General features: G+C 65.0%; 26 protein-coding genes and 1 tRNA gene. 21 read left to right on the top strand and 6 right to left on the bottom strand.

Features of this window, described 5'->3' with window-relative positions:
• Positions 1–21: 21 nt before the first annotated feature.
• The 3 genes from HMPREF2581_RS02330 to HMPREF2581_RS02320 are packed head-to-tail and all read right to left on the bottom strand — an operon-like array spanning position 22 to position 2314.
• Positions 22–390, bottom strand: a complete 369-nt coding sequence (locus tag HMPREF2581_RS02330; RefSeq protein WP_003112023.1) for a hypothetical protein — start codon at positions 388–390, stop codon at positions 22–24.
• A gap of 11 nt (positions 391–401) precedes the next feature.
• Entirely contained in the window at positions 402–830 is a 429-nt protein-coding gene (gene holC, locus HMPREF2581_RS02325; protein WP_003092868.1) for a DNA polymerase III subunit chi, read from the bottom strand.
• Positions 827–2314: a leucyl aminopeptidase gene (locus HMPREF2581_RS02320; protein ID WP_003137844.1), complete on the bottom strand. Its 1488-nt coding sequence runs from the start codon at positions 2312–2314 to the stop codon at positions 827–829. The genes holC and HMPREF2581_RS02320 overlap by 4 nt, the downstream gene beginning before the upstream one ends.
• A 336-nt stretch (positions 2315–2650) precedes the next feature.
• Between HMPREF2581_RS02320 and HMPREF2581_RS02315 the strand changes: the two genes are divergently transcribed.
• The 4 genes from HMPREF2581_RS02315 (at position 2651) to lptG (ending at position 6840) form a co-directional block, all read left to right on the top strand.
• A complete protein-coding gene (locus HMPREF2581_RS02315) occupies positions 2651–3463 on the top strand; it encodes an AraC family transcriptional regulator (protein WP_003129596.1) in 813 nt (270 codons plus the stop codon).
• 83 nt (positions 3464–3546) lie between these two features.
• Entirely contained in the window at positions 3547–4470 is a 924-nt protein-coding gene (locus HMPREF2581_RS02310; RefSeq protein ID WP_003137845.1) for an alpha/beta hydrolase, read from the top strand.
• Between the two features lie 191 nt (positions 4471–4661).
• Positions 4662–5780, top strand: a complete 1119-nt coding sequence (gene lptF / locus HMPREF2581_RS02305) for an LPS export ABC transporter permease LptF (protein WP_003092864.1) — start codon at positions 4662–4664, stop codon at positions 5778–5780.
• Positions 5773–6840, top strand: coding sequence for an LPS export ABC transporter permease LptG (gene lptG, locus HMPREF2581_RS02300; RefSeq protein ID WP_003092863.1), 1068 nt, complete (start codon positions 5773–5775; stop codon positions 6838–6840). The genes lptF and lptG overlap by 8 nt, the downstream gene beginning before the upstream one ends.
• 131 nt (positions 6841–6971) lie before the next feature.
• Here lptG and HMPREF2581_RS02295 read toward each other — a convergent pair whose 3' ends face one another.
• A complete protein-coding gene (locus tag HMPREF2581_RS02295) occupies positions 6972–7469 on the bottom strand; it encodes an RDD family protein (protein WP_003092862.1) in 498 nt (165 codons plus the stop codon).
• Positions 7470–7598: 129 nt separating this feature from the next.
• Here HMPREF2581_RS02295 and HMPREF2581_RS02290 point away from each other — a divergent pair, with 129 nt between their 5' ends.
• The 3 genes from HMPREF2581_RS02290 (at position 7599) to HMPREF2581_RS31520 (ending at position 9962) form a co-directional block, all read left to right on the top strand.
• Positions 7599–9170, top strand: a complete 1572-nt coding sequence (locus HMPREF2581_RS02290) for an EAL domain-containing protein (RefSeq protein WP_003137846.1) — start codon at positions 7599–7601, stop codon at positions 9168–9170.
• 236 nt (positions 9171–9406) lie between these two features.
• On the top strand, positions 9407–9595 hold the full coding sequence (locus tag HMPREF2581_RS31525) for a Com family DNA-binding transcriptional regulator (RefSeq protein ID WP_003118306.1): 189 nt from the start codon (positions 9407–9409) through the stop codon (positions 9593–9595).
• Between the two features lie 4 nt (positions 9596–9599).
• Positions 9600–9962: a hypothetical protein gene (locus HMPREF2581_RS31520; RefSeq protein WP_023105983.1), complete on the top strand. Its 363-nt coding sequence runs from the start codon at positions 9600–9602 to the stop codon at positions 9960–9962.
• A 244-nt stretch (positions 9963–10206) separates the two neighbouring features.
• Here HMPREF2581_RS31520 and HMPREF2581_RS02285 read toward each other — a convergent pair.
• A tRNA-Leu gene (locus HMPREF2581_RS02285) sits at positions 10207–10293 on the bottom strand.
• A gap of 102 nt (positions 10294–10395) precedes the next feature.
• Between HMPREF2581_RS02285 and queA the strand changes: the two genes are divergently transcribed.
• The 6 genes from queA (at position 10396) to HMPREF2581_RS02255 (ending at position 16537) form a co-directional block, all read left to right on the top strand.
• The gene (gene queA, locus HMPREF2581_RS02280) at positions 10396–11439 is read left to right on the top strand and encodes a tRNA preQ1(34) S-adenosylmethionine ribosyltransferase-isomerase QueA (RefSeq protein WP_003137849.1); all 1044 of its coding nucleotides are present in this window, start codon (positions 10396–10398) and stop codon (positions 11437–11439) included.
• 12 nt (positions 11440–11451) lie between these two features.
• Entirely contained in the window at positions 11452–12570 is a 1119-nt protein-coding gene (tgt, locus tag HMPREF2581_RS02275; protein WP_003100607.1) for a tRNA guanosine(34) transglycosylase Tgt, read from the top strand.
• Positions 12571–12613: 43 nt separating this feature from the next.
• Positions 12614–12952 (top strand): preprotein translocase subunit YajC, encoded by a 339-nt coding sequence (gene yajC, locus HMPREF2581_RS02270; RefSeq protein WP_003092856.1) that lies wholly within the window; start codon positions 12614–12616, stop codon positions 12950–12952.
• Between the two features lie 59 nt (positions 12953–13011).
• The gene (gene secD, locus HMPREF2581_RS02265; RefSeq protein ID WP_003110921.1) at positions 13012–14874 is read left to right on the top strand and encodes a protein translocase subunit SecD; all 1863 of its coding nucleotides are present in this window, start codon (positions 13012–13014) and stop codon (positions 14872–14874) included.
• Positions 14875–14884: 10 nt separating this feature from the next.
• Positions 14885–15805, top strand: a complete 921-nt coding sequence (gene secF / locus HMPREF2581_RS02260) for a protein translocase subunit SecF (RefSeq protein WP_003092852.1) — start codon at positions 14885–14887, stop codon at positions 15803–15805.
• A 183-nt stretch (positions 15806–15988) separates the two neighbouring features.
• A complete protein-coding gene (locus tag HMPREF2581_RS02255) occupies positions 15989–16537 on the top strand; it encodes a glycine zipper 2TM domain-containing protein (RefSeq protein WP_003137850.1) in 549 nt (182 codons plus the stop codon).
• A 104-nt stretch (positions 16538–16641) separates the two neighbouring features.
• Here HMPREF2581_RS02255 and suhB read toward each other — a convergent pair whose 3' ends face one another.
• Positions 16642–17457, bottom strand: coding sequence for a type III secretion system regulator SuhB (gene suhB, locus HMPREF2581_RS02250; protein WP_003092845.1), 816 nt, complete (start codon positions 17455–17457; stop codon positions 16642–16644).
• A 151-nt stretch (positions 17458–17608) separates the two neighbouring features.
• On the opposite strand from suhB, the gene trmJ reads away from it, so the two are divergent.
• From trmJ to hscA, 8 genes are all read left to right on the top strand, one after another.
• Positions 17609–18382: a tRNA (cytosine(32)/uridine(32)-2'-O)-methyltransferase TrmJ gene (gene trmJ / locus HMPREF2581_RS02245; RefSeq protein ID WP_003092842.1), complete on the top strand. Its 774-nt coding sequence runs from the start codon at positions 17609–17611 to the stop codon at positions 18380–18382.
• Complete coding sequence (gene cysE, locus HMPREF2581_RS02240) at positions 18382–19158, top strand: serine O-acetyltransferase (RefSeq protein ID WP_003092839.1); 777 nt, start codon at positions 18382–18384, stop codon at positions 19156–19158. Before trmJ ends, cysE begins: the two co-directional genes overlap by 1 nt.
• Positions 19159–19302: 144 nt before the next feature.
• The gene (gene iscR / locus HMPREF2581_RS02235; protein WP_003092836.1) at positions 19303–19794 is read left to right on the top strand and encodes a Fe-S cluster assembly transcriptional regulator IscR; all 492 of its coding nucleotides are present in this window, start codon (positions 19303–19305) and stop codon (positions 19792–19794) included.
• Between the two features lie 29 nt (positions 19795–19823).
• Positions 19824–21038: an IscS subfamily cysteine desulfurase gene (locus HMPREF2581_RS02230; protein ID WP_003092832.1), complete on the top strand. Its 1215-nt coding sequence runs from the start codon at positions 19824–19826 to the stop codon at positions 21036–21038.
• A gap of 35 nt (positions 21039–21073) precedes the next feature.
• Positions 21074–21460, top strand: a complete 387-nt coding sequence (gene iscU / locus HMPREF2581_RS02225) for a Fe-S cluster assembly scaffold IscU (RefSeq protein WP_003092829.1) — start codon at positions 21074–21076, stop codon at positions 21458–21460.
• 27 nt (positions 21461–21487) lie between these two features.
• A complete protein-coding gene (gene iscA, locus HMPREF2581_RS02220) occupies positions 21488–21811 on the top strand; it encodes an iron-sulfur cluster assembly protein IscA (protein ID WP_003100617.1) in 324 nt (107 codons plus the stop codon).
• Positions 21812–21818: 7 nt separating this feature from the next.
• Complete coding sequence (gene hscB, locus HMPREF2581_RS02215; protein ID WP_003092824.1) at positions 21819–22340, top strand: co-chaperone HscB; 522 nt, start codon at positions 21819–21821, stop codon at positions 22338–22340.
• Between the two features lie 42 nt (positions 22341–22382).
• A complete protein-coding gene (gene hscA, locus HMPREF2581_RS02210; RefSeq protein WP_003092822.1) occupies positions 22383–24242 on the top strand; it encodes a Fe-S protein assembly chaperone HscA in 1860 nt (619 codons plus the stop codon).
• Positions 24243–24244: the final 2 nt, after the last annotated feature.

The following is a 24244-nucleotide window of genomic DNA, read 5'->3' as shown; positions in this document are numbered from 1 at the left end:
CGGGCGCCCGCCGCGTCCGGATCAGCCGTTGCGTTGGCCGAGCAGGCGACCCAGGCGGGCTTGCAGGCGGCGGCGCAGTTCGGCTTCGATCTGCGGGGCGAAGTCGTCGATGACTTCCTGCAGGATGAGTTCGGCGGACGCTCGCAACTCGTCGTCCAGGCGCTCCTGTTCGGCGGGCGCCAGCCCTGCCGTGGTGGCTGCCGCGGCCTGCGGCTCTGGCGCGCGGGGGGCGGTACCGGGGGAGACGACGTCGGAGAGCAGGGGAATGTTGTCCGGCTCGAAGGATTCGGTCAGCAAGGGCGGCTCGTTCCGTTCGTAGAGCAGGTCGTGGATCGACTCCAGATCATCGAGCAACTGCTCCGGGGGTTGTGTCGGTTTGTGGCTGTCCATGGTCGTGCACTTCAGATACGCGGCAGGCGATGATCCTGTAGAGGATAGCCCTGCTCCCGGTAGAAGCGGAATTTATCCCGTGCCGCCTGGCGGATCGCCGGCTCCTCGACCACCAGTTCGGCCACCCGCGAAAAGTTCGCGACGAAGCCGGGGGCTTCGAGGGTCAGGTTGATCAGCAGGTCGCGATGGTTCCCCGGGGTCTCTCCCAGACCCAGGGCGACGGGCGCCTCGGCGTCTTCCTCGGCCAGGCTGTGAGGAATGAAAGCCTCGCCGCGGAAGCTCCACAGGCGGCCGTCCAACTCGCTGCGCTGCGCCTCGTCGGCGCAATGCAGGTAGACCCGCATGCCCTGCCGCCAGGCCTTCTCGGCCAGGCGGCAGGCGACCTGCAGGCGCGCCGACGGATCGGCGCTGGGGATCACGTAGAAATCGACCCGGGTCACTTGGCCCGTTCCAGCAGGTACTGGGTCAACAACGGAACCGGGCGGCCGGTGGCGCCTTTGTCCTTGCCGCCGCTGATCCAGGCGGTGCCGGCGATGTCCAGGTGCGCCCAGTGGTATTTCTTGGCGAAGCGCGAGAGGAAGCAGCCGGCGGTGATGGTGCCGGCCTTCGGCCCGCCGATGTTGGCGATGTCGGCGAACGGGCTGTCCAGCTGTTCCTGGTATTCGTCGAACAGCGGCAATTGCCAGGCGCGGTCGTCGGCGAACTCGCCGGCCTTGAGCAGTTGCCTGACCAGCGCTTCGTTGTTGCCCATAAGGCCCGAGGTGTTGCTGCCCAGGGCGACGATGCAGGCGCCGGTGAGGGTGGCGATGTCGATCACCGACTGCGGCTTGAAGCGCTCGGCGTAGGTCAGTGCGTCGCACAGCACCAGGCGCCCTTCGGCGTCGGTGTTGAGGATCTCGACGGTCTGCCCGCTCATGGTGGTGACGATGTCCCCCGGACGGGTGGCTCCGCCGCTGGGCATGTTCTCGGCGCAGGCGAGCAGGCCGACCAGGTTGATCGGCAACTGCAGTTCGAGCACCGCGCGGAAGGTGCCGAAGACGCTGGCGGCGCCGCACATGTCGAACTTCATCTCGTCCATGCCCAGGCCCGGCTTGAGGCTGATGCCGCCGGTGTCGAAGGTGATGCCCTTGCCGACCAGCACGTGCGGGGCCTGGTCCTTCTTCGCGCCGTTGTATTGCAGGATGATCAGCCGCGGCGGCTGGTCGCTGCCCTGGGCGACGGCGAGGAACGAGCCCATGCCCAGCTCGCGCAGTTTCTTCTCGTCGAGGACCTCGACCTTCAGGCTCTTGAACTCCTTGGCCAGGCCCTTGGCCTGCTCGCCGAGGAACGTCGGATGGCAGACGTTCGGCGGCAGGTTGCCGAGATCGCGGGTCAGGGCCATGCCATTGGCGATGGCCTGGGCTTCCTTGCTGCCTTGCTCGACGGCGGCGCTGTCGGCCTTGTCGGCGAGCAGGGTCAGCTTCTTCAGTTTCAGCGGCTCGGCTTTCTGGCTCTTGTAGCGATCGAACACGTACAGGCCGTCGGCCAGGGTTTCCACCAGCAGACGCGCCTTCGCATGGGCACCGCGGCCTTTCACCGCGAGATCGCCGAGGGCTAGCGCGGCATCGGCGCCGGCCAGGCCCTTGAGGGTCGACAGCACGGCGGAGGCCAGCTTGCGGTACTGGCGGTCGCCCAGTTCGCGCTCCTTGCCGGCGCCGACCAGCAGCACGCGCTCGGCCTTGAGATTGGGCAGGCTCTGCAGGAGCAGGGTCTGGCCGACCTTGCCGGCCAGGTCGCCACGCTTGAGCACTGCGCTGATGGCGCCGCCGGTGGCGTCGTCGACCGCCTTGGCGCTGGCGCCGAGCTTGCGGCCTTCGCCTACGGCGAGCACCAGGGTGGCGGTTTTCAGGGTTTCCGGGCGTACGCTTTTAACAAGGAATTCCATGGAAGAGGTCCCCAATACAGACAGTCGGGATGGCGCAAGGGGCGGCATCCGTTAGCGGTAAGCGATTGTTCCGAGCACGATTCGTCCCGAGGACTGACGGTCGCCGCCGGGGCGGTGACGCAGGCAGCGACAGCTTAGTCGTTGCGGCGGGGGTCGTTCCATGCCGAGGATGGCAACCGAGGTTCTACAGCGCCGGAGCCGGGTTGGCGGTGCCTCCCGGCCGTTGCCGCACATGGTCGCACAACTGCGGCGTGTCTGGCACGACTGTGTACGCACGGGAACCCGCGGCCATGCCGCGTCCCTATAATGAACGTTTCGTTCCGCAGGAGTCGCACCGTGCCCGCCAGCAAACCTGTCGCGGATCCCGCCCGGAGTACCGACCCACGCGATTACCAGCGAGTCGGCCGGCCGCTCGGGGTCATGGCCAAGACCTTCCCGGCGGGTTTCGTGGTCGCCGAGCATCGGCACGAGCGGGCGCAGTTGATCCATGCCCTGTCGGGCGTGATCGAACTGCATGTCGGTCGCACGCTATGGCTGGTCCCGCCGCAGCGCGCGGTATGGATGCCGGCGGGGATGGCGCACGCGATGCTGGCGCGCGGCGAGGTCCGCTTGCACACAGTCTATGTCCGGCCGCAGTCCTGCCCGCCGGAATTCCCCCGGGTGCCGCGCGGAGTGATGGTCAGCCCATTGTTGCGCGAGTTGATCGTGCGCGCCGCCGGCCTGCCGTTGTTGTACGACGAGCGCGGCCGGGAGGGGCGGTTGATGGCGGTGCTGCTGGACGAACTGGAGTGGTCGCGGGAACAGCCCCTGGCCTTGCCCGACCCCGCGGACCGACGCCTGGGAAGAATCTGCCAGGCGCTGCTGGAGAACCCGGCCGACCCTCGCGGGCTGGAGGAGTGGGCGCGCTACGTGGGGGCGTCCTCGCGGACCCTGGCACGGCTGTTTCTCTCCGAGCTGGGAGTGACCTTCGTCCATTGGCGCCACCAGGTGCGCCTAGCCGCCGCCCTGCCACGCCTGGCGGCTGGCGAAGCGGTGGCGCGGATCGCCGTGGATCTCGGCTACCAGACGCCCAGCGCATTCAGTGCCATGTTCCGACGCCTGACCGGGAGCACGCCGAGCCGCTACTTCGCCTTGTCCGATTCGGCGTAGCCTTCGTCCGTTGGCGGGCGGCGCCGACGCGGCAGGATTCCTATGCTGGGCCCGTTTCCAGACGACTGCCCCGGGAGGCAAGCATGCAACGACTGAACGTGGAATTCCGCTCCGAGGGTGTCGCCCTGCGCGGCTGGCTGTATTTGCCGGAGGCGCGTGCCGAGCGGCCGGCGATCGTCATGACGCACGGTTTTTCCGGGGTGAAGGAGCAGTACCTGGACCGTTACGCCGAGGTATTCGCCGCCGCCGGCTTCGTCGTGCTCCTCTACGATCATCCGAACTTCGGCGACAGCGACGGCGAACCGCGTCAGGAAATCGATCCGGTGATGCAGCGCCGCGGCTATCGCGACGCGATCACTTGGTTGGGCGCCCAGGCCCGGGTCGACGCCAGCCGCATCGGCATCTGGGGAACCAGCTACAGCGGCGGACATGTGCTGGAAGTGGCCGCACTGGATCGGCGGGTGAAATGCGTGGTGGCGCAGGTGCCGACCGTCAGCGGCCATGCCTCGGCGTTGCGCCGGACCCGCGCCGAGCAGTTGCCGGCATTGCTGGCAAGCTTCGACGCGGACCGCCAGCGGCGCTTCGAGGGCTTGCCGCCAGCGCTGTTGCCGGCGGTCGCCGCGGGCCCCGACGAGCCTTGCGCGATGGCCGGCGCGGACGCCCACCGGTTCTTCACCGACAGCGCGGCGCTGGCGCCGAGCTGGTGCAACCGGGTGACCCTGCGTAGCGCCGAGCTGGCGCGAGAGAACGAGCCGGGCATTCACATTGGGCGGATCAGCCCCACGCCGCTGCTGATGATCGTCGCCGACCGGGACCTGCTTACGCCCACGGACCTTTGCCTGGAGGCCTACCAGCGGGCGTTGCCGCCCAAGCGGCTGCTGATGCTCGCCGGCGGCCATTTCACGCCGTACATCGAGCATTTCGACGCCACCAGCCAGGCTGCGGCAGACTGGTTCGTCCGTCATCTCGGAGAAGGCGGCGAGCAGCCAGCGACAGTCGTCGAATAAATCGGCAAGCGCTGAACGAGCGTTCGCCTCGACGGTCTATCGGGCTCTTGGTTCGGCCTGCGCAGTGACAGGCCCGCCGAATCGCAGGATAATGCCGGCTATTTTCTCCGCGCCATGCCGCCATGGCCGGAAACGCGTGATGACGGGGCCGACGGGCCCCGTCAGAGCCTGGCAACCCAGGAGTGTCCGGATTGATCGTTTTCCGTTATTTGTCCCGTGAAGTGCTGGTCACCATGAGCGCCGTCAGCGCCGTGCTGCTGGTGATCATCATGAGTGGCCGTTTCATCAAGTACCTGGCGCAAGCGGCGCAGGGGTTGCTCGACCCCGGTTCGCTGTTCCTGATCATGGCGTTCCGGATTCCCGGCTTCCTGCAGCTGATCCTGCCGCTTGGCCTGTTCCTCGGCATCCTGCTGGCCTACGGGCGACTCTATCTGGAAAGCGAGATGACTGTGCTCTCGGCGACCGGCATGAGTCAGAAGCGCCTGCTCGGCTATACCATGGCCCCGGCGCTGCTGGTGGCGATCCTGGTGGCCTGGCTGAGCCTGTTCCTGGCGCCCCAGGGCATCAACCAGTTCGCCCTGCTGTTGAACAAGCAGGATACCCTGACCGAGTTCGACACCCTGGTCCCGGGCCGTTTCCAGGCAATGCGCGACGGTACCCGGGTGACCTATACCGAGGAACTGTCGAAGGATCGCGGCGAACTGGCCGGCATCTTCATTTCGCAGAAGGACCTCAACAGCAGCAACCAGGAACGCGGCATCTCCATCCTGGTGGCGGAGAAGGGCACCCAGAACATCCAGGCGGATGGCAGCCGTTACCTGATCCTGCACAACGGCTACCGCTACGACGGCAATCCCGGGCAGGCCAACTACCGGGCGATCCAGTACGACACCTATGGCGTGATGCTGCCCAAGCCCGAGGCCAGCAGCGAGGTGAGCGAGCGTGACGCGGTGCCCACCGCCGACCTGTTCGGCAGCGACAACCCACGCTACCAGGCCGAATTGCAGTGGCGCCTGTCGACACCGCTGCTGGTGTTCGTGGTGACCCTGCTGGCGGTGCCGCTGTCGCGGGTCAACCCACGGCAGGGGCGCTTCCTCAAGCTGCTGCCGGCGATCCTCCTTTATATGGGCTACCTGGCCCTGCTGATCGCTGTCCGTGGCCAGTTGGACAAAGGCAAGATCCCCATGGCCATCGGCCTGTGGTGGGTCCACGGACTATTCCTGGCGATCGGTCTTCTTCTGTTCTATTGGGAACCCTTGCGCCTGAAGCTGGCGTCCTCCCGTGCCGGTCGCGAGGTGGCGCATGGTTAAGCTCGATCGTTACATCGGTGTCACCGTCTTCGTCGCGATCCTCGCGGTGCTCGGGGTGATCCTCGGCCTGGCGCTGCTGTTCGCCTTCATCGACGAACTCAACGACATCAGCGCCAGCTACGGCATTGGCGATGCCCTGCGCTTCATCTTCCTCACCGCGCCACGGCGCGCCTACGACATGCTGCCGATGGCGGCGCTGATCGGCTGCCTGGTCGGCCTCGGCACCCTGGCCAGCAACAGCGAACTGACCATCATGCGCGCGGCCGGGGTATCCCTGTCGCGGATCGTCTGGGCGGTGATGAAACCGATGCTGGTGCTGATGCTGGCCGGCATCCTGGTTGGCGAGTACGTCGCGCCCTGGACCGAGAACATCGCCCAGAGCGGCCGCGCCCTGGCCCAGGGCGGCGGCGATTCGCAAAGCTCCAAGCGCGGTCTGTGGCATCGCCAGGGGCGCGAGTACATCCACATCAACGCGGTGCAGCCCAATGGCGTGCTGTACGGCGTGACCCGCTACCGCTTCGACGAGCAGCGTGGCCTGGAATCGGCCAGTTTCGCCAAGCGCGCGCGCTTCGAGACCGATCACTGGCAACTGGAAGAGGTCACCACCACCTTGCTGCATCCGAGGGAAAAGCGCTCCGAGGTGGTCAAGCTGCCGACCGAACGCTGGGATGCCCAGCTCAGCCCGCAACTGCTGAACACTGTGGTGATGGAGCCAGAGGCGCTGTCTATCAGCGGTCTATGGCAGTACATCCACTATCTCGCCGACCAGGGCCTGAACAACAACCGCTACTGGCTGGCGTTCTGGACCAAGGTCCTGCAACCGCTGGTGACCGCCGCGCTGGTGCTGATGGCGATTTCCTTCATCTTCGGTCCGTTGCGCTCGGTGACCCTGGGCCAGCGGATCTTCACCGGCGTGCTGGTGGGCTTCGTCTTCCGCATCGCCCAGGACCTGCTCGGACCCTCCAGCCTGGTGTTCGACTTCCCGCCGCTGCTGGCGGTGGTGATCCCCGCCTCGATCTGCGCACTGGCGGGTGTCTGGCTGCTACGCCGGGCGGGCTGACAGGCCCGGCAGGCCGGGTATGAAAAAAGGCCACCCACGGGTGGCCTTTGTGCTTCCTTGTCGCGTCGGGCTGTAGCCTGGCCGCCGGCGCGACAAAGGCCAAAACAGCGCGTTCTGCGGACCTGTTTCGCTCACTTCTTGTGAGTGTTCTTCGGCAGCCTGACCACCTGGCTCTCCGAATAGCGGTCGTGCCAGGTACGCTTGTCCTTGTCCCAGAGCATCCAGAGGAAGCCGAGGCCGAGGCACAGCCAGGAGGCGATGGCGATCATGAAGCGCAGCAGCGCCTGGAGCAGGCTGATGGCGCTGCCGTCGCGGTTCTGCACGCGCAGTCCCCAGACCTGCATGCCCAGGGTCTGGCCGTTGTGGGTCCAGAATTTGGCGAAGAAGCCGAACAGGGCGAACACCAGCAGGGTCGAGAGCAGCGGGTCGCCGATCAGCGCGCCGCGGTCGGCCAGTTCGCGCAGATGCTCGCTGCCGTAGATCAGTCGAAGGATGCCTTGCTGGTAAACCAGGGTGACCACCATCATCAGCGCCACGCAGAGCAGGAAGTCGTAGAACATCGCCGCCAGGCGGCGGACCAGACCGGCAGGGGCATAGTCGCCCTGGGGAGAAAGCATGTGTTTCGGCATCGGCGTGTTCCGTGCGGGGCAAAGCCGGGGATTATACGTCCATCCGCAGCTTGCGCCGCCCACCCGGGCAACGCTTTTCCCCGACTGTTCTAGTCTTTGCGCAGACCCCAATCATTACGAGTCTTTTCTATGCCGATTCCGGTGAAGCGAGCCAGGAGAAAGGCGCTCCGGCTGTCGTTGTCCGTGCTGGTCGGGGTGATGCCGATCGTCCTGGGGCTGCTCATCCTCTACTGGCAGGCCGAGCGAAGCCTCCAGGAGACGTCCGAGCAGGCAGCCGGGAATGCGGTGCGGCAGTTCGAACGGATGCTCGACAACGCTGCGTTGGCGGCGCGCAAGGTCATGCCGGTGGCGGGGCGTCCTTGTCCCGAGGCCGAGCTGGCGCTGCGCGAGCAAGTGGCGATCATGCCGTTCGTGCGCTCGGTCAATTTGACGCGCGACAATACGATCTATTGCACGTCGTTGTTCGGCGGCTTCGACGAGCCGGTGCGGATCGAGAACTATGTCGACGGACGCCTCTTGCTGATGCCCGGCAACCAGGTCACGCCGGACGCCGCGCTGCTGGTCCTGCGGGACTTCGACGGCAAGCGCGGGGTATTGGCGGCGATCGACGGGCGCTACTTGAGCTACGTGCTGGACCTCGTCGACCGACGTAGCCGACAGGTGCTGGTGGTCGGTCCCAATTGGCTGGATGCCGAGGGCCGCACTCACCGCGACGCGCCGCCCACCTATGAGGTCGCCGCCGTATCGCTCGCTTCGCAGCGTTATCCGTTGCGGGTGCTGTCGGGTTTCCCCGAGGGCGAGGAATGGCGATCGATCCGCTCGCAGAACCCGGCGATGTTCGGCCTGCTACTGTTCTTCGGACTGCTGGCCGGCACTCTGTGCTACTGGCTATCCAGGCGGGTCGCCTCGCCCAGCAGCGAACTGCGCCGGGCCCTGGAGGCCAACGAGTTCATTCCCTACTACCAGCCGCTGAGTCCCGGCCAGGGCGGACGCTGGATAGGCGTCGAGGTGCTCATGCGCTGGCGTCATCCGCGCGAGGGACTGATCCGGCCCGACCTGTTCATACCTTTCGCCGAGCGCTCGGGACTGATCGTACCGATGACGCGCGCGCTGATGCGCCAGGTCGGGGAAGACCTGGGCGGGCATGCCGGGAAGCTGGAGCCAGGCTTCCACATCGGTTTCAACATCAGTGCCACCCATTGCCACGAACTGGCCTTGGTGGACGACTGTCGCGAGCTGTTGGCGGCGTTTCCGCCCGGGCACATCACCCTGGTCCTGGAACTGACCGAGCGCGAGCTGATCGAGTCGAGCGAAGTCACCGACCGCCTGTTCGACGAATTGCATGCCCTGGGAGTGAAGATCGCCATCGACGATTTCGGCACTGGACATTCCAGCCTGGCCTACCTGCGCAAGTTCCAGGTGGACTGCCTGAAGATCGACCAGAGCTTCATCGCCCGCATCGGCATCGATACCCTTTCCGGGCATATTCTCGACAGCATCGTCGAGCTGTCCGCCAAGCTCGACCTGGATATCGTCGCCGAAGGCGTGGAGACCCCCGAGCAGCGTGACTACCTGGCCGCCCGCGGGGTGGATTACCTGCAGGGCTACCTGATCGGCCGGCCGATGCCGCTGGAGAGTCTGCTTTCCAGTTTGGCAGGGGGGCGGCCAGCGTGCGATAGCGAGTGCAGTGCCGGGCGCTAGCGATGCAACGGTTGCCGGAAATGCGGGTTTTGAATCTCGTCTGGTGTGGGCGTGGGCAGGCTGCCTGTTCTTGAATGGCAAGTGTCTGAAGGGCGCTCGACGCAGGCTCCGCGATGGACGTGCTTGTGTTACCCACTTATTACAGTGTATTGGCCGTGCATTGAAGAAGTCTCATTGAGAAGTCCGCTGGCGAGCGCGAAAGTAAGCGCATCCGACGTAGCCTGGATGTTACGCAAATGCTGAAAGACTTTCGTTGTGGTAACTGCAAGCGACTTCTAGCCCGAATGGGCCTTTTCACGGAACTCCAGATTAAGTGCTCTCGCTGCGGTGCACTGAATCATGCGAAGGCTACGAGCCTCGAGCTATCGCCATTGAGCGACACCCATGCGGAATTTTCCGCCCCTGTTATGCGACTCAAAAGGTGAAGCTATGTATGCTGAAAAAATTGGCAAGCACTTTCGTTCTCTGTTCCCGAATGGTCAGGTAGTACAACTGGTGGATCCGGCCGAGAACACCGATGGGCTGTACGTTCGGTATGCCAACGCGGCTGCGGGTAACGGTTATGTGAACCTGTATGCCTCTCCTACGGCACCGTCTGGCCCCGGCGACATCAATACCCGGATCATCTTCTGTGGCAACAACTCTGGCAGGGCCGGAGAGCAAGCCCAGGTGTTTCTGCCCTATCCTTTGTTCATTCCAGCTGGGCACGGTATCTGGGCGAGCAGTGGTAGCTTCCAGGCTGGCGCTGCGCCTACCGGTGGCCTTGGTCTGTCATGGGACTTCCTTGGCTAGACCGAGAAGAGCGAGGAGCGCCTCAGCGTCATGCTGAGGCGTTTTTTATCGGAGATATGCCATCTGCCCACGCGTCAGACAGCGCGTTTTCTGTCTGTGCTGAGGGTGTCGAGCGTTGGTTGTCCGGTAGCTTTCTGTGGCGTTCTGCAAGCACTGCTGGTGAGTCGCAGACAACAAAAAACCGGCGCGAAGGCCGGTTTCTCTGCTGTCCTGTGCTCCCCTGGAAACGCTTGGGAAGTCAGGATGGTGCCTCGGGAGAGACTCGAACTCTCACTCTGTCGCCAGAAACGGATTTTGAATCCGCCGCGTCTACCGATTCCGCCACCGAGGCAATGGCGGCGCAGTATAGGGAGGCGCCTACCGTTGGTCAATCGGGTTCGTGGCGGGGAAAACACATTTCCGGTAAGCTACGCGGCCTTTCGAGAGTCTCCCCATGCGTGTCGCCGATTTTCATTTCGACTTGCCCGAGGCCCTGATCGCCCGTCATCCCCTGCCTGAACGCCGCGCAAGCCGCCTGTTGGCGCTGGATGGCCCGACGGGAACCCTCGCCCACAGACAATTCGCCGATCTCCTGGACTACCTGCGTCCGGGCGACCTGATGGTGTTCAACAATACCCGGGTGATCCCGGCGCGCCTGTTCGGCCAGAAGGAATCCGGCGGCAAGCTGGAAGTCCTGGTCGAGCGCGTGCTCGACCAGCACCGGGTGCTTGCCCACATACGCGCCAGCAAGGCGCCCAAGCCCGGCACGCGGATCCTCGTCGAAGGTGGTGGCAGCGCGGAGATGCTGCAACGCCACGATGCCCTGTTCGAACTCGCTTTCGCCGAGCCTGTGCTGCCTTTGCTGGAGCGGGTCGGGCACATGCCGTTGCCTCCCTATATCGACCGACCGGACGATGCGGCCGACCGCGAGCGCTACCAGACCGTCTACGCCCAGCGCGCCGGTGCGGTAGCGGCCCCGACCGCCGGCCTGCACTTCGACGAGGCGCTGCTCGAGGCGATCCGCGCGAAGGGGGTGGATACCGCCTTCGTTACCCTGCATGTCGGCGCCGGTACCTTCCAGCCGGTGCGTGTCGAGCGTATCGAGGACCACGTGATGCACCGCGAGTGGCTGGAGGTCGGCCAGGACGTGGTGGACGCGGTTTCCGCCTGCCGGGCCCGCGGCGGCCGGGTAGTCGCCGTCGGCACCACCAGCGTGCGCTCGCTGGAAAGCGCGGCACGCGACGGTGAGTTGAAGCCCTTCAGCGGCGACACCGACATCTTCATCTACCCGGGCCGGCCGTTCCATGTGGTCGATGCCCTGGTCACCAACTTCCACCTGCCCGAATCCACCCTGCTGATGCTGGTCTCGGCCTTCGCCGGCTACCCGGAGACCATGGCCGCCTACGCCGCGGCGGTGGCGCAGGGCTATCGCTTCTTCAGTTACGGTGATGCCATGTTCATCACCCGCAATCCCGCGCCCCGCGGACCCGAGGACTGATCCATGAGCTTCATGAACTTCGAGCTGCTGGCGACCGACGGCAAGGCCCGTCGCGGCCGCCTGACCTTCCCCCGCGGCGTGGTTGAGACCCCGGCCTTCATGCCGGTGGGCACCTACGGCACGGTGAAGGGCATGTTGCCGCGCGACATCGAGGACATCGGCGCGCAGATCATCCTCGGCAACACCTTCCATCTCTGGTTGCGCCCGGGCACCGAGGTGATCCAGCGCCACGGCGACCTGCACGACTTCATGCAGTGGAAAGGCCCGATCCTCACCGATTCCGGCGGTTTCCAGGTGTTCAGCCTGGGAGCCATGCGCAAGATCAAGGAGGAGGGCGTGACCTTCGCCTCGCCGGTGGACGGCGCCAAGGTCTTCATGGGGCCGGAGGAGTCCATGGCGGTGCAACGCGCCCTGGGCTCGGACATCGTGATGATCTTCGACGAATGCACGCCGTACCCGGCCGACCATGACGTCGCCAAGCGCTCCATGGAGCTGTCGCTGCGCTGGGCCAAGCGCTCGAAGATCGCCCATGGCGATAGCCCGTCGGCGCTGTTCGGCATCGTCCAGGGCGGTATGCACGAGGACCTGCGCCTGCGCTCGCTGGATGGCTTGCAGGAGATCGGCTTCGACGGCCTGGCCATCGGTGGTTTGTCGGTGGGCGAGCCGAAGGAAGAGATGATCCGCGTGCTCGATTTCCTGCCGCCGCAGATGCCGGCCGACAAGCCGCGCTACCTGATGGGCGTGGGCAAGCCGGAAGACCTGGTGGAAGGCGTGCGCCGCGGCGTGGACATGTTCGACTGTGTGATGCCGACGCGCAATGCGCGCAACGGCCACCTGTTCGTCGACAGCGGGGTGATCAAGATCCGCAACTCGGTACACAAGCACGACGACTCCACGCTCGACCCGACCTGCGACTGTTACACCTGCAAACATTTTTCCCGCGCCTATCTGCACCACTTGGACAAGTGCGGGGAAATGCTCGGTAGCATGCTCAATACCATCCACAACTTGCGGCATTATCAGCGGGTTATGGCTGGTTTGCGCGAGGCAATCCAACAGGGTACATTGGCCGCCTTTGTCGATGCCTTCTATGCCAAGCGCGGCCTTCCCACGCCGCCGCTGGATGCCTGACTTTCCTTTATCCAACTCTATTGCTTTGTGACAGGAGTGCTACATGAGCTTTCTAATTCCCGCTGCCTACGCCGACGCAGCCGCTCCGGCAGCCGCTGGCCCGGCCGGCACCGGTTTCGAGTGGGTCTTCCTGGTTGGTTTCCTGGTCATCTTCTACCTGATGATCTGGCGTCCCCAGGCCAAGCGCGCCAAGGAACACAAGAACCTGCTGGGCAACCTGCAAAAAGGTGACGAAGTCGTCACTTCCGGCGGTATCGCCGGCAAGGTGACCAAGGTCGCCGACGATTTCGTCGTCGTCGAGGTCTCCGACAACGTCGAGCTGAAGTTCCAGAAGGCCGCGATTGCCGCGACCCTGCCGAAAGGCACCCTGAAAGCGATCTGATTTTCACCTAAACACATGACGGGGCGCGCAAGGCGCCCCGCGTCATAACGGGCGGTGTCATGCTCAACAAGTATCCTCTGTGGAAATATCTGCTGATCCTGGCGGTCCTCGCCGTCGGGTTCATCTATTCCGCACCCAACCTCTACCCGGACGACCCGGCGGTGCAGATCAGCGGCGCCAGCACGGCGCTGCAGGTCACCCAGGCCGACGTCGACCGCGCTGCCAAGGCGCTGACCGACGCCGGTATCGCGGTGAAGGCCAACAGCCTGTCGAAGAAGGGCGGCCTGATCCGCCTGGTCAAGCAGGACGACCAGCTTCCCGCCAAGGAAGTGGTGCGCCGGACCCTGGGCGACGACTACGTGGTGGCGCTGAACCTGGCCCAGACCACTCCCGAGTGGCTGCGCAAGCTGGGCGGCAGCCCAATGAAGCTCGGCCTGGACCTGTCCGGCGGCGTGCACTTCCTGCTGGAAGTGGACATGGACAAGGCGGTCGATGCCCGCCTGAAGGTCTATGAAAGCGAAGTGAAGAGCCTGCTGCGCAAGGAGCGCGTGCGCTACCGCAGCCTGCCGATCCAGGATCGCGCGATCCAGCTCGGCTTCACCGACAGCGAATCCCTGGACAAGGCGCGCAGCCTGATCGCCAAGGACTTCCGCGATTTCGAGGTCGTGCCCGAAGAGCGCAACGGCCTGCAGGTCCTGCGTGTCGCCCTGACCCAGGCCAAACTGGCGGAAATCCGCGAGTACTCCATCAAGCAGAACCTCACCACCGTCCGCAACCGGGTCAACGAGCTGGGCGTATCCGAGCCGCTGGTGCAGCGCCAGGGCGCCAATCGCATCGTGGTCGAGCTGCCGGGCGTGCAGGACACCGCGGAAGCCAAGCGAATCCTCGGCAAGACCGCCAACCTCGAATTCCGCCTGGCCGCCGAGCCGGACGCCCTGAAGTCCGCCACCGAGACCTTCGAGTTCCGCGAGCCGCGCCGTCCGCCGGTGCCGCTGGAGCGCGGGGTGATCATCACCGGCGACCAGGTCACCGACGCCAGCGCCAGTTTCGACGAGAACGGCCGCCCGCAGGTGAACATCCGCCTGGATGGCCACGGCGGCGAGCTGATGAACCGCGCCACCCGCAACAACGTCGGCCGCAGCATGGCGGTGGTGTTCATCGAGCAGAAGCCGGTGACCCGCTACACCAAGCAGATGGTCGATGGCGTCGAGAAGGAGGTCGCGGTTCCGGCGTTCAAGGAAGAGAAGCAGATCATCAGTCTGGCGACCATCCAGTCGCCGCTGGGCAACCAGTTCCGCATCACCGGCCTCGATGGCCCGGGCGAGTCCTCCGAACTGGCCCTGCTGCTGCGTGCCGGCGGCCTGGCTGCACCGATGTACTTCGCCGAAGAACGCACCATCGGCCCGAGCCTGGGGGCGGACAACATCGCCAAGGGTGTCGATGCGTCGCTCTGGGGCATGCTCTTCGTATCGCTGTTCATCATCGTCATCTACCGTTTCTTCGGCGTGATCGCCACCGTTGCGCTGGCCTTCAACATGGTCATGCTGGTAGCGCTGATGTCGATCCTCGGCGCGACCCTGACCCTGCCGGGCATCGCCGGTATCGTGCTGACCATGGGCATGGCGGTGGACGCCAACGTGCTGATCTTCTCGCGGATACGCGAGGAGCTGGCCAATGGCATGTCGGTCCAGAGGGCGATCCACGAAGGCTTCAACCGTGCCTTCACCGCGATCCTCGACGCCAACCTGACCTCGCTGCTGGTCGGCGGCATCCTCTACGCCATGGGCACCGGCCCGGTGAAAGGATTTGCCGTGACCATGTCGCTCGGCATCATCACCTCGATGTTCACGGCCATCATGGTCACCCGCGCAATGGTCAACCTGATCTTCGGCGGGCGTGACTTCAAGAAGCTGTGGATCTAAGGGGACTGAGATGAATATCAAGATCGGTACCATCAACTTCATGGGCATCCGCAACATCGCGTTTGCCGTCACCCTGATCCTGACCGTCATCGCCCTGGGCAGCTGGTTCACCAAGGGCATCAACTTCGGCCTCGACTTCACCGGCGGTACGCTGATCGAGCTGACCTACGAACAACCGGCCGATCTCGGCAAGGTGCGTGGTCAACTGGTCGGCGCCGGCTACGAGGACGCTGTGGTGCAGAGCTTCGGCGACGCCCGCGACGTGCTGGTGCGGATGCCCAGCGAGGACCCGGAACTGGGCAAGAAGGTCGCTACCGCCTTGCAGCAGGCCGATACCGGCAACCCGGCGAACCTGAAGCGGGTCGAGTACGTCGGCCCGCAGGTGGGTGAAGAACTGCGCGACCAGGGCGGCCTCGGCATGCTCCTGGCGCTGGGCGGCATCCTGCTGTACGTCGGCTTCCGCTTCCAGTGGAAGTTCGCCCTCGGGGCGATCCTCTCGCTGGTGCACGATGCGATCATCGTGATGGGCGTGCTGTCGTTCTTCCAGGTGACCTTCGACCTGACCGTCCTCGCCGCGGTGCTGGCGGTGGTCGGTTACTCGCTGAACGACACCATCGTGATCTTCGACCGGGTGCGCGAGAACTTCCGCGTGCTGCGCAAGGCCAGTCTGATCGAGAACCTGAACATCTCCACCAGCCAGACCCTGTTGCGCACCATCGCCACCTCGGTCTCCACGCTGCTGGCCATCGCCGCGCTGCTGTTCTTCGGCGGCGACAACCTGTTCGGTTTCTCCATCGCCCTGTTCGTCGGTGTAATGGCGGGTACCTACTCGTCGATCTACATCGCCAACGTGGTCTTGATCTGGCTGAACCTGACCAGCGAGGACCTGATCCCGCCGCAGGCCAAGGACACCGTCGACGATCGCCCCTGAGGCGCTCTGGTTCGGCACTCCGGCGCCTGCCGGTCACTCGAGGACTCCCGCTTTTGGCGGGAGTTTTCGTATCTGCGCCAACGAAACGTTTGTCGGGAGCCTGGAACTTGGTGGTTTTTGCCCAGTCCTAGGCAAGGCAAAGGGCGAACATAGCCCGCATTGGATGAAAGCCAGGAGGTACATGTGAACAAGTCGATGCTCGTCGGGGCCGTTCTGGGTGCCGTAGGCGTGACCGCAGGTGGCGCGGTAGCCACCTATAGCCTGGTGGATCGCGGTCCCAACTACGCCGAGGTCGTCGCTGTCCAGCCGGTCAAGGAAACCATCAAGACGCCGCGCCAGGTCTGCAAGGACGTGGCCGTGACCCGCCAGCGTCCGGTCAAGGACCAGCACCAGATCGCCGGTACCGCCATCGGTGCGGTGGTCGGCGGCTTGCTGGGCAACCAGATCGGCGGCGGTACCGGCAAGAAGATCGCCACCGTGGCCGGCGCCGTCGGCGGCGGCTACGCCGGCAACAAGGTGCAGGAAGGCATGCAGGAGCGTGACACCTACACCACAACCGAAACCCGCTGCAGCACCGTGCATGACAGCAGCGAGAAGGTCGTCGGCTATGACGTGAAGTACATGCTCGACGGCAAGGCCGGGCAGATCCGCATGGAGCGCGATCCGGGCAGCCAGATCCCGGTCGACAAGAATGGCCGGCTGATCCTCAGCCAGGGCGAAACGCTGCGCTGAGCCTGACTGTCGCAATGATGCACAAGGGCGCCCGCGGGCGCCCTTGTGCATTTTTATGGAGATGAAAAACCCGGCGCCAGGCCGGGTTCTTCGTCAGCGGCGGATCAGCGCTTCAGCGACGGCGGCAGGTGCGGCTGGATGGTGGTCAGCAGTGCCTTGAAGCATTTGGTGTTGCCGGCGACGATGTGACCCTTCTCGAGGAATTCGTGGCTGCCGGTGAAGTCGCTCACCAGGCCGCCGGCTTCCTGTACCAGCAGGGCGCCTGCCGCCATGTCCCATTCGGACAGGCCGAATTCCCAGAAGGCGTCGTAGCGTCCGGCGGCGACGTAGGCCAGGTCCAGGCTGGCGGCGCCGGCGCGGCGGATGCCGGCGGTCTGGCCGACCAGGCTGCGGAACATGTTCAGGTAGTTGTCGAGATTGTCGATCTGGTTGTCGCGGAACGGGAACCCGGTGCCGAGCAGGGCGCCTTCCAGGCTCTTGCGGCCGCTGACGCGCAGGCGGCGACCGTTGAGGGCGGCGCCGCGGCCGCGGCTGGCGGTGAATTCTTCCTGGCGCACCGGGTCGAGGACCACGGCGTGCTCCAGGCGGCCCTTGTACTTGCAGGCGATGCTCACGGCAAAGTGCGGTACGCCATGGATGAAGTTGGTGGTGCCGTCCAGCGGATCGATCACCCAGAGGTAATCGGCACCCTCGCCGCTGCCTTCGATGAAGCCGCCTTCCTCGCCCATGATCGCGTGAGTCGGATAGGCCTTGCGCAGCGCGGCGACGATGGTCTGCTCGGCGGCGCGATCGACTTCGGTCACGTAGTCCTTGGCATCCTTCTCGTTGACCGAGATGACATCCAGGCGTTCGATGGAGCGGAAAATCAGTTCACCGGCGCTGCGAGCGGCGCGCAGGGCGATATTCAGCATAGGCTGCATGGAGAGGTCACCTGGGTCGTTAAAGAAAGCCGGCCATTCTAGCAGAAACCGATGGCGTTTGAAGGGCGACCTGTCGGCCGCATGGTATAAAGCTGACCTCTGCTGTAGGATTTCACACCCTTCAGTAACTTGGCGTTGGAGAGCATCGGCGTTGCTCGACCGTATTCGTGTGGTGTTGGTCAACACCAGTCATCCCGGCAACATCGGCGGGGCGGCCCGTGCCATGAAGAACATGGGCCTGTCGCAACTGGTGCTGGTGCAGCCGGAAAGCTTTCCCCACGGCGACGCGGTGGCGCGGGCTTCCGGCGCCACCGACATCCTCGACGCCGCAAGGGTGGTGGACACCCTGGAAGAGGCCCTGAGCGGCTGCAGCGTGGTGCTCGGCACCAGCGCCCGCGACCGGCGGATTCCCTGGCCGCTGCTGGATCCGCGCGAGTGCGCGACGACCTGCCTGGAGCACCTGGAGGCGAATGGCGAGGTGGCCCTGGTATTCGGGCGCGAATATGCGGGTTTGACCAACGAAGAATTGCAGCGCTGCCAGTTCCATGTGCATATCCCCTCCGATCCCGAGTTCGGCTCGCTGAACCTGGCGGCCGCGGTCCAGGTGCTCACCTACGAGGTGCGCATGGCGTGGCTGGCGGCCCAGGGCAAGCCGACCAAGATGGAAAAGTTCGAGTCCACCTCGATGCTCAACACCGAGCTGGTGACGGCCGACGAGCTGGAACTCTATTACGCGCATCTGGAGAGGACGCTGATCGATATCGGCTTCCTCGATCCGGAGAAGCCGCGCCACCTGATGTCGCGGTTGCGGCGCCTGTATGGGCGCAGCGCGATCAGCAAGCTGGAAATGAATATCCTGCGCGGGATCCTGACCGAAACCCAGAAGGTGGCCCGAGGCCTGTCCTACAAGCGGAGTGACGACTGATGTTCGAACGTGTGCGTGAAGATATCCAAAGCGTATTCCACCGTGATCCGGCGGCTCGCAACGCACTCGAGGTCCTCACCTGTTATCCGGGCCTGCACGCCGTCTGGCTGCATCGGCTGGCCCACGGCTTGTGGACGTCCGGCTGGAAGTGGCTGGCGCGCCTGGTGTCCAATTTCGGCCGCTGGATGACCGGCATCGAGATCCACCCGGGGGCCAGGATCGGCCGGCGCTTCTTCATCGACCACGGCATGGGCATCGTCATCGGCGAAACCGCCGAGATCGGCGACGACGTCACCCTCTACCAGGGCGTCACCCTGGGCGGTACCACCTGGAACAAGGGCAAGCGCCACCCCACCCTCGGCAACAACGTGGTGGTCGGTGCCGGTGCCAAGGTGCTCGGCCCGTTCACCGTCGGCGAGGGCGCCAAGGTCGGCTCCAATGCCGTGGTGACCAAGGAAGTCCCGCCGGGTGCCACCGTGGTCGGCATTCCCGGGCGGATCATCATGCGCGAGGATACCGAGCAGCAGGCCAAGCGCCAGGCGATGGCGGAGAAACTCGGCTTCGATGCCTACGGAGTCAGTCAGGACATGCCGGACCCGGTGGCGCGTGCCATTGGTCAGTTGCTCGATCACCTGCAGGCCGTCGACGGCCGGCTCGAGGGCATGTGCCAGGCGCTCACCGCCCTGGGGAGCGACTACTGCGCGAAGGATCTGCCGGTATTGCGCGAGGAGGATTTCGCCGGGGTCAAGGACGAGGATGGCAATCCGGCCGCGTAATGCGCGGCCGGCGGCTTTCTGCTAGCATGTAGCGCCCTGAATTTGCCTAATCCTGAGTAATTTGATCGGTCTTATAGTTGACCTAATTACTCGGATAAGAGCATAATCCGCGTCAACCCCGAATGATCCCGATGGGAAAAGCCCATGCGTCTGACCACCAAAGGCCGCTACGCCGTAACCGCCATGCTCGACCTGGCGCTGCATGCTCAGCAAGGTCCGGTCTCGCTGGCCGATATCTCCGAACGCCAAGGCATTTCCCTGTCCTATCTCGAACAGCTGTTCGCCAAGTTGCGCCGTGGCAACCTGGTGACCAGCGTGCGCGGCCCGGGCGGCGGCTACCAGCTGTCCCGCCATATGTCGGGCATCCATGTGGCGCAGGTGATCGACGCGGTCAACGAATCCGTCGACGCGACTCGCTGCCAGGGGCAGGGCGATTGCCACTCCGGCGATACCTGTCTGACCCACCACCTGTGGTGCGACCTCAGTTTGCAGATCCATGAGTTCCTCAGCGGCATCAGCCTGGCCGATCTGGTCAGCCGCCAGGAGGTCCAGGAGGTCGCGCTGCGCCAGGACGAACGCCGTTGCTCAGGCAAGACGCCTCGTCTCGACAAGATTGAAGCGTCCGCCATCGACTGAGCAGGGCGCCAGCCTGTAGGAGTTACCTGATGAAATTGCCGATCTACCTCGATTACTCCGCGACCACTCCCGTCGATCCCCGCGTCGCCCAGAAAATGAGCGAATGCCTGCTGATGGACGGCAACTTCGGCAACCCGGCTTCGCGTTCCCACGTGTTCGGCTGGAAAGCCGAGGAGGCCGTGGAGAACGCCCGTCGCCAGGTGGCCGAACTGGTCAACGCCGATCCCCGCGAGATCGTCTGGACCTCCGGCGCCACCGAGTCCGACAACCTGGCGATCAAGGGCGTCGCGCACTTCTACTCGGGCAAGGGCAAGCACATCATCACCTCGAAGATCGAGCACAAGGCGGTCCTCGACACCTGCCGCCAGCTGGAGCGCGAAGGTTTCGAAGTGACCTACCTGGAGCCGGGCGAAGATGGCCTGATCACTCCGGCACTGGTCGAGGCGGCGCTGCGTGACGACACCATCCTGGTCTCGGTCATGCACGTGAACAACGAGATCGGCACCGTCAACGACATCGCCGCCATCGGCGAGCTGACCCGCTCCCGCGGCGTGCTGTTCCACGTCGACGCCGCACAGTCGACCGGCAAGGTCGAGATCGACCTGGACAAGCTCAAGGTCGACCTGATGTCCTTCTCCGCGCACAAGACCTACGGCCCGAAAGGCATTGGCGCGCTCTACGTCCGGCGCAAGCCGCGCGTCCGCATCGAGGGCCAGATGCACGGCGGCGGCCATGAGCGCGGCATGCGTTCCGGCACCCTGGCCACCCACCAGATCGTCGGCATGGGCGAGGCGTTCCGCATCGCCAAGGAAGAAATGGCCCAGGAGAACGCCCGCGTGCTGGCGCTCCGCGACCGCTTCTTCGCGCAGATCGACGGCCTGGAAGAGCTCTACATCAACGGCAGCATGACCTCCCGCGTCCCGCACAACCTCAACGTCAGCTTCAACTACGTCGAGGGCGAGTCGCTGATCATGGCGCTCAAGGACCTCGCGGTCTCCTCCGGTTCGGCCTGTACCTCGGCGTCCCTGGAACCGTCCTACGTATTGCGCGCCCTGGGCCGCAACGACGAACTGGCGCATAGCTCCATCCGCTTCACCTTCGGTCGCTTCACCACCGAGGAAGAGATCGACTATGCCGCGAAGAAGGTGGTCGAGGCCGTTTCCAAGCTGCGCGAACTGTCGCCGCTGTGGGATATGTACAAAGAGGGCGTCGACCTGTCCCAGGTCGAATGGCAGGCGCACTGAGCGCCTCGTGCCCCGGAAAAACGTGAGGATTAGCCATGGCATATAGCGAAAAGGTCATCGACCACTACGAAAACCCGCGCAACGTCGGCAAGCTCGACGCTGCCGATCCCAACGTCGGCACCGGCATGGTCGGCGCGCCGGCCTGCGGCGACGTGATGCGCCTGCAGATCAAGGTCAACGAGCAGGGCGTGATCGAAGACGCCAAGTTCAAGACCTACGGTTGCGGTTCCGCGATCGCCTCCAGCTCCCTCGCCACCGAGTGGATGAAGGGCAAGACCCTGGACGAGGCGGAAACCATCAAGAACACCACCATCGCCGAAGAGCTGGCCCTGCCGCCGGTGAAGATCCACTGCTCCGTTCTCGCCGAAGACGCCATCAAGGCCGCCGTTCGCGACTACAAGCAGAAGAAGGGTTTGCTCTAAGCCGCTCGTGACGAGTAAGGAGTTGCAATGGCCATCAGCATGACCGAAGCCGCCGCCAAACACGTGCAGCGCTCCCTCGAGGGGCGCGGCAAGGGCGAGGGTATCCGTCTTGGCGTGCGCACCACTGGCTGTTCCGGGCTTGCCTATGTCCTCGAATTCGTCGATGAACTGGCGGCCGAGGACCTGGTCTTCGAGAGCCATGGCGTGAAGGTCATCATCGACCCGAAAAGCCTGGTCTATCTCGATGGCACCGAGCTGGACTTCACTCGCGAAGGGCTCAACGAAGGCTTCAAGTTCAACAATCCCAACGTTCGTGGCGAATGCGGCTGCGGCGAAAGCTTCAACGTCTGAGGCCGGCGTGGGTAAACCCTGTCATTTCGCCCAGTTCGACCTGCAACCGGCTTTCCTGGTCGATCTCGACGAGCTCGGCCAGCGCTATCGCGAGTTGGTGCGCAGCGTCCATCCCGACCGTTTCGCCGACGCTCCCGAGCGCGAGCAGCGTCTCGCCCTGGAACGCGCGGCGCAACTGAACGAGGCCTACCAGACCCTGAAGAGCGCTCCGCGCCGGGCCCTGTACCTGTTGACCCTGAGTGGTCACGAGTTGCCCTTGGAGGCTACGGTGCAGGATCCGGAGTTTCTCCTGCAGCAGATGCAGCTGCGCGAGGAACTGGAGGAGTTGCAGGACAGCGCCGACCTGGCCGGCGTGGCGACCTTCAAGCGTCGGCTCAAGGCCGCCCAGGCCGAGCTGGAGCGCGAGTTCGCCGCGTGCTGGGACGATGCGCAGCGCCGCGAAGAGGCCGAACGCCTGGTCCGTCGCATGCAGTTCCTCGACAAGCTCGCGCAGGAAGTGCGCCAGCTGGAAGAGCGACTCGACGATTAATCCCTGCGGCCCCCGGGTCGCACCCCATAGTTAAGACAGAGCATGGCCCTACTGCAGATCGCCGAGCCCGGTCAGAGTCCCAAGCCCCATGAGCGTCGCCTGGCGGTTGGGATCGACCTGGGTACCACCAATTCGCTGGTCGCCGCGGTGCGTAGCGGCGTCGCCGAGCCCTTGCCGGATGCGCAGGGGCGCCTGATCCTGCCTTCCGCGGTGCGTTATCACGCCGAGCGGGCGGAAGTGGGTGAGAGCGCCCGCGCGGCTGCCGCGAAGGATCCCTTCAATACCATCATTTCGGTCAAGCGTCTGATGGGGCGCGGCCTGGAGGACGTCAAGCAACTGGGCGAGCAATTGCCCTACCGCTTCCGCCAGGGCGAGTCGCACATGCCCTTCATCGAGACCGTACAGGGGCTGAAGAGTCCTGTGGAAGTCTCGGCGGACATCCTGCGTGAGCTGCGCCAGCGCGCCGAAACCACCCTCGGTGGCGAGCTGGTGGGTGCGGTGATCACCGTGCCGGCCTATTTCGACGACGCCCAGCGCCAGGCTACCAAGGATGCCGCGCGCCTGGCCGGACTGAACGTCCTGCGCCTGCTCAACGAGCCGACCGCCGCCGCCGTGGCCTACGGCCTGGACAAGGGCGCGGAAGGCCTGGTGGCCATCTATGACCTGGGTGGTGGAACCTTCGACATTTCCATCCTGCGCCTGACCCGCGGTGTCTTCGAAGTTCTGGCCACCGGCGGCGATACGGCCCTGGGTGGCGACGACTTCGACCATGCCATCGCTGGCTGGGTGATCGAGCAGGCTGGCCTTTCTGCCGATCTGGACCCGGGCAGCCAGCGGCAGTTGCTGCAAATCGCCTGTGCGGCCAAGGAGCGTCTTACCGATGAGGCGTCGGTCCGGGTCGCCTATGGCGACTGGAGCGGCGAGCTGAGCCGGGCGACGCTCGACGAGTTGATCGAGCCGTTCGTCGCTCGCAGCCTGAAGTCCTGCCGCCGAGCGGTGCGCGACTCCGGTGTCGATCTGGAAGAAATCCGCTCTGTGGTGATGGTCGGTGGCTCGACCCGCGTGCCCCGTGTGCGCACGGCGGTTGGCGAGTTGTTCGGCTGCGAGCCGCTGACCGATATCGATCCGGACCAGGTGGTCGCCATCGGCGCGGCCATCCAGGCCGATGCCCTGGCCGGCAACAAGCGCGGCGAGGAATTGCTGCTGCTGGACGTCATTCCGCTGTCGCTGGGCCTGGAAACCATGGGCGGGCTGATGGAGAAGGTGATTCCGCGTAATACCACCATCCCGGTGGCGCGCGCCCAGGAGTTCACCACCTACAAGGACGGCCAGACGGCCATGATGATCCACGTGCTGCAGGGCGAGCGCGAGCTGGTGAAGGATTGTCGTTCGCTGGCGCGCTTCGAGCTGCGCGGCATTCCGCCGATGGTGGCGGGCGCGGCGAAAATCCGGGTGACCTTCCAGGTCGACGCCGACGGCTTGCTCGGCGTGTCCGCACGCGAACTGAGTTCCGGCGTCGAGGCCAGCATCCAGGTCAAGCCGTCCTATGGGCTGACCGACGGCGAGATCGCGCGGATGCTCAAGGACTCCTTCGACTACGCCGGCGACGACAAGGCTGCCCGCGCCCTGCGCGAACAGCAGGTCGAGGCGCAGCGGCTGCTGGAGGCCGTGCAATCGGCGCTGGACGTCGACGGCGAGCGGCTCCTGGACGAAGAGGAGCGCCTGGCCATCGCGGCGCAGATGGACACCTTGCGTGAACTGGCCGGTGGTAGCGACACCGCGGCCATCGAGAACCAGATCAAGCGCCTGTCCCAGGTGACCGACGCTTTCGCCGCACGGCGGATGGACGCGACCGTCAAGGCCGCGCTCTCCGGCCGCCGGCTCAACGAAATCGAGGAATAAGC

Origin of the sequence: Pseudomonas sp. HMSC057H01 (assembly GCF_001836405.1) — a bacterium.
In the GTDB taxonomy this organism is placed as follows: domain Bacteria; phylum Pseudomonadota; class Gammaproteobacteria; order Pseudomonadales; family Pseudomonadaceae; genus Pseudomonas; species Pseudomonas aeruginosa.
This window is presented reverse-complemented; position numbering and strand designations above follow the sequence as displayed.

Bases quoted from the DNA above. Each gene is read 5' to 3' on its own strand.
- HMPREF2581_RS02330 (WP_003112023.1), bottom strand. From the start codon at position 390: ATGGACAGCCACAAACCGACACAACCCCCGGAGCAGTTGCTCGATGAT.
- HMPREF2581_RS02320 (WP_003137844.1), bottom strand. From the start codon at position 2,314: ATGGAATTCCTTGTTAAAAGCGTACGCCCGGAAACCCTGAAAACCGCC.
- HMPREF2581_RS02310 (WP_003137845.1), top strand. From the start codon at position 3,547: ATGCAACGACTGAACGTGGAATTCCGCTCCGAGGGTGTCGCCCTGCGC.
- lptG (WP_003092863.1), top strand. From the start codon at position 5,773: ATGGTTAAGCTCGATCGTTACATCGGTGTCACCGTCTTCGTCGCGATC.
- HMPREF2581_RS02295 (WP_003092862.1), bottom strand. From the start codon at position 7,469: ATGCCGAAACACATGCTTTCTCCCCAGGGCGACTATGCCCCTGCCGGT.
- HMPREF2581_RS02290 (WP_003137846.1), top strand. From the start codon at position 7,599: ATGCCGATTCCGGTGAAGCGAGCCAGGAGAAAGGCGCTCCGGCTGTCG.
- HMPREF2581_RS31525 (WP_003118306.1), top strand. From the start codon at position 9,407: ATGCTGAAAGACTTTCGTTGTGGTAACTGCAAGCGACTTCTAGCCCGA.
- HMPREF2581_RS31520 (WP_023105983.1), top strand. From the start codon at position 9,600: ATGTATGCTGAAAAAATTGGCAAGCACTTTCGTTCTCTGTTCCCGAAT.
- queA (WP_003137849.1), top strand. From the start codon at position 10,396: ATGCGTGTCGCCGATTTTCATTTCGACTTGCCCGAGGCCCTGATCGCC.
- tgt (WP_003100607.1), top strand. From the start codon at position 11,452: ATGAACTTCGAGCTGCTGGCGACCGACGGCAAGGCCCGTCGCGGCCGC.
- yajC (WP_003092856.1), top strand. From the start codon at position 12,614: ATGAGCTTTCTAATTCCCGCTGCCTACGCCGACGCAGCCGCTCCGGCA.
- secD (WP_003110921.1), top strand. From the start codon at position 13,012: ATGCTCAACAAGTATCCTCTGTGGAAATATCTGCTGATCCTGGCGGTC.
- secF (WP_003092852.1), top strand. From the start codon at position 14,885: ATGAATATCAAGATCGGTACCATCAACTTCATGGGCATCCGCAACATC.
- suhB (WP_003092845.1), bottom strand. From the start codon at position 17,457: ATGCAGCCTATGCTGAATATCGCCCTGCGCGCCGCTCGCAGCGCCGGT.
- cysE (WP_003092839.1), top strand. From the start codon at position 18,382: ATGTTCGAACGTGTGCGTGAAGATATCCAAAGCGTATTCCACCGTGAT.
- iscR (WP_003092836.1), top strand. From the start codon at position 19,303: ATGCGTCTGACCACCAAAGGCCGCTACGCCGTAACCGCCATGCTCGAC.
- HMPREF2581_RS02230 (WP_003092832.1), top strand. From the start codon at position 19,824: ATGAAATTGCCGATCTACCTCGATTACTCCGCGACCACTCCCGTCGAT.
- iscU (WP_003092829.1), top strand. From the start codon at position 21,074: ATGGCATATAGCGAAAAGGTCATCGACCACTACGAAAACCCGCGCAAC.
- iscA (WP_003100617.1), top strand. From the start codon at position 21,488: ATGGCCATCAGCATGACCGAAGCCGCCGCCAAACACGTGCAGCGCTCC.
- hscA (WP_003092822.1), top strand. From the start codon at position 22,383: ATGGCCCTACTGCAGATCGCCGAGCCCGGTCAGAGTCCCAAGCCCCAT.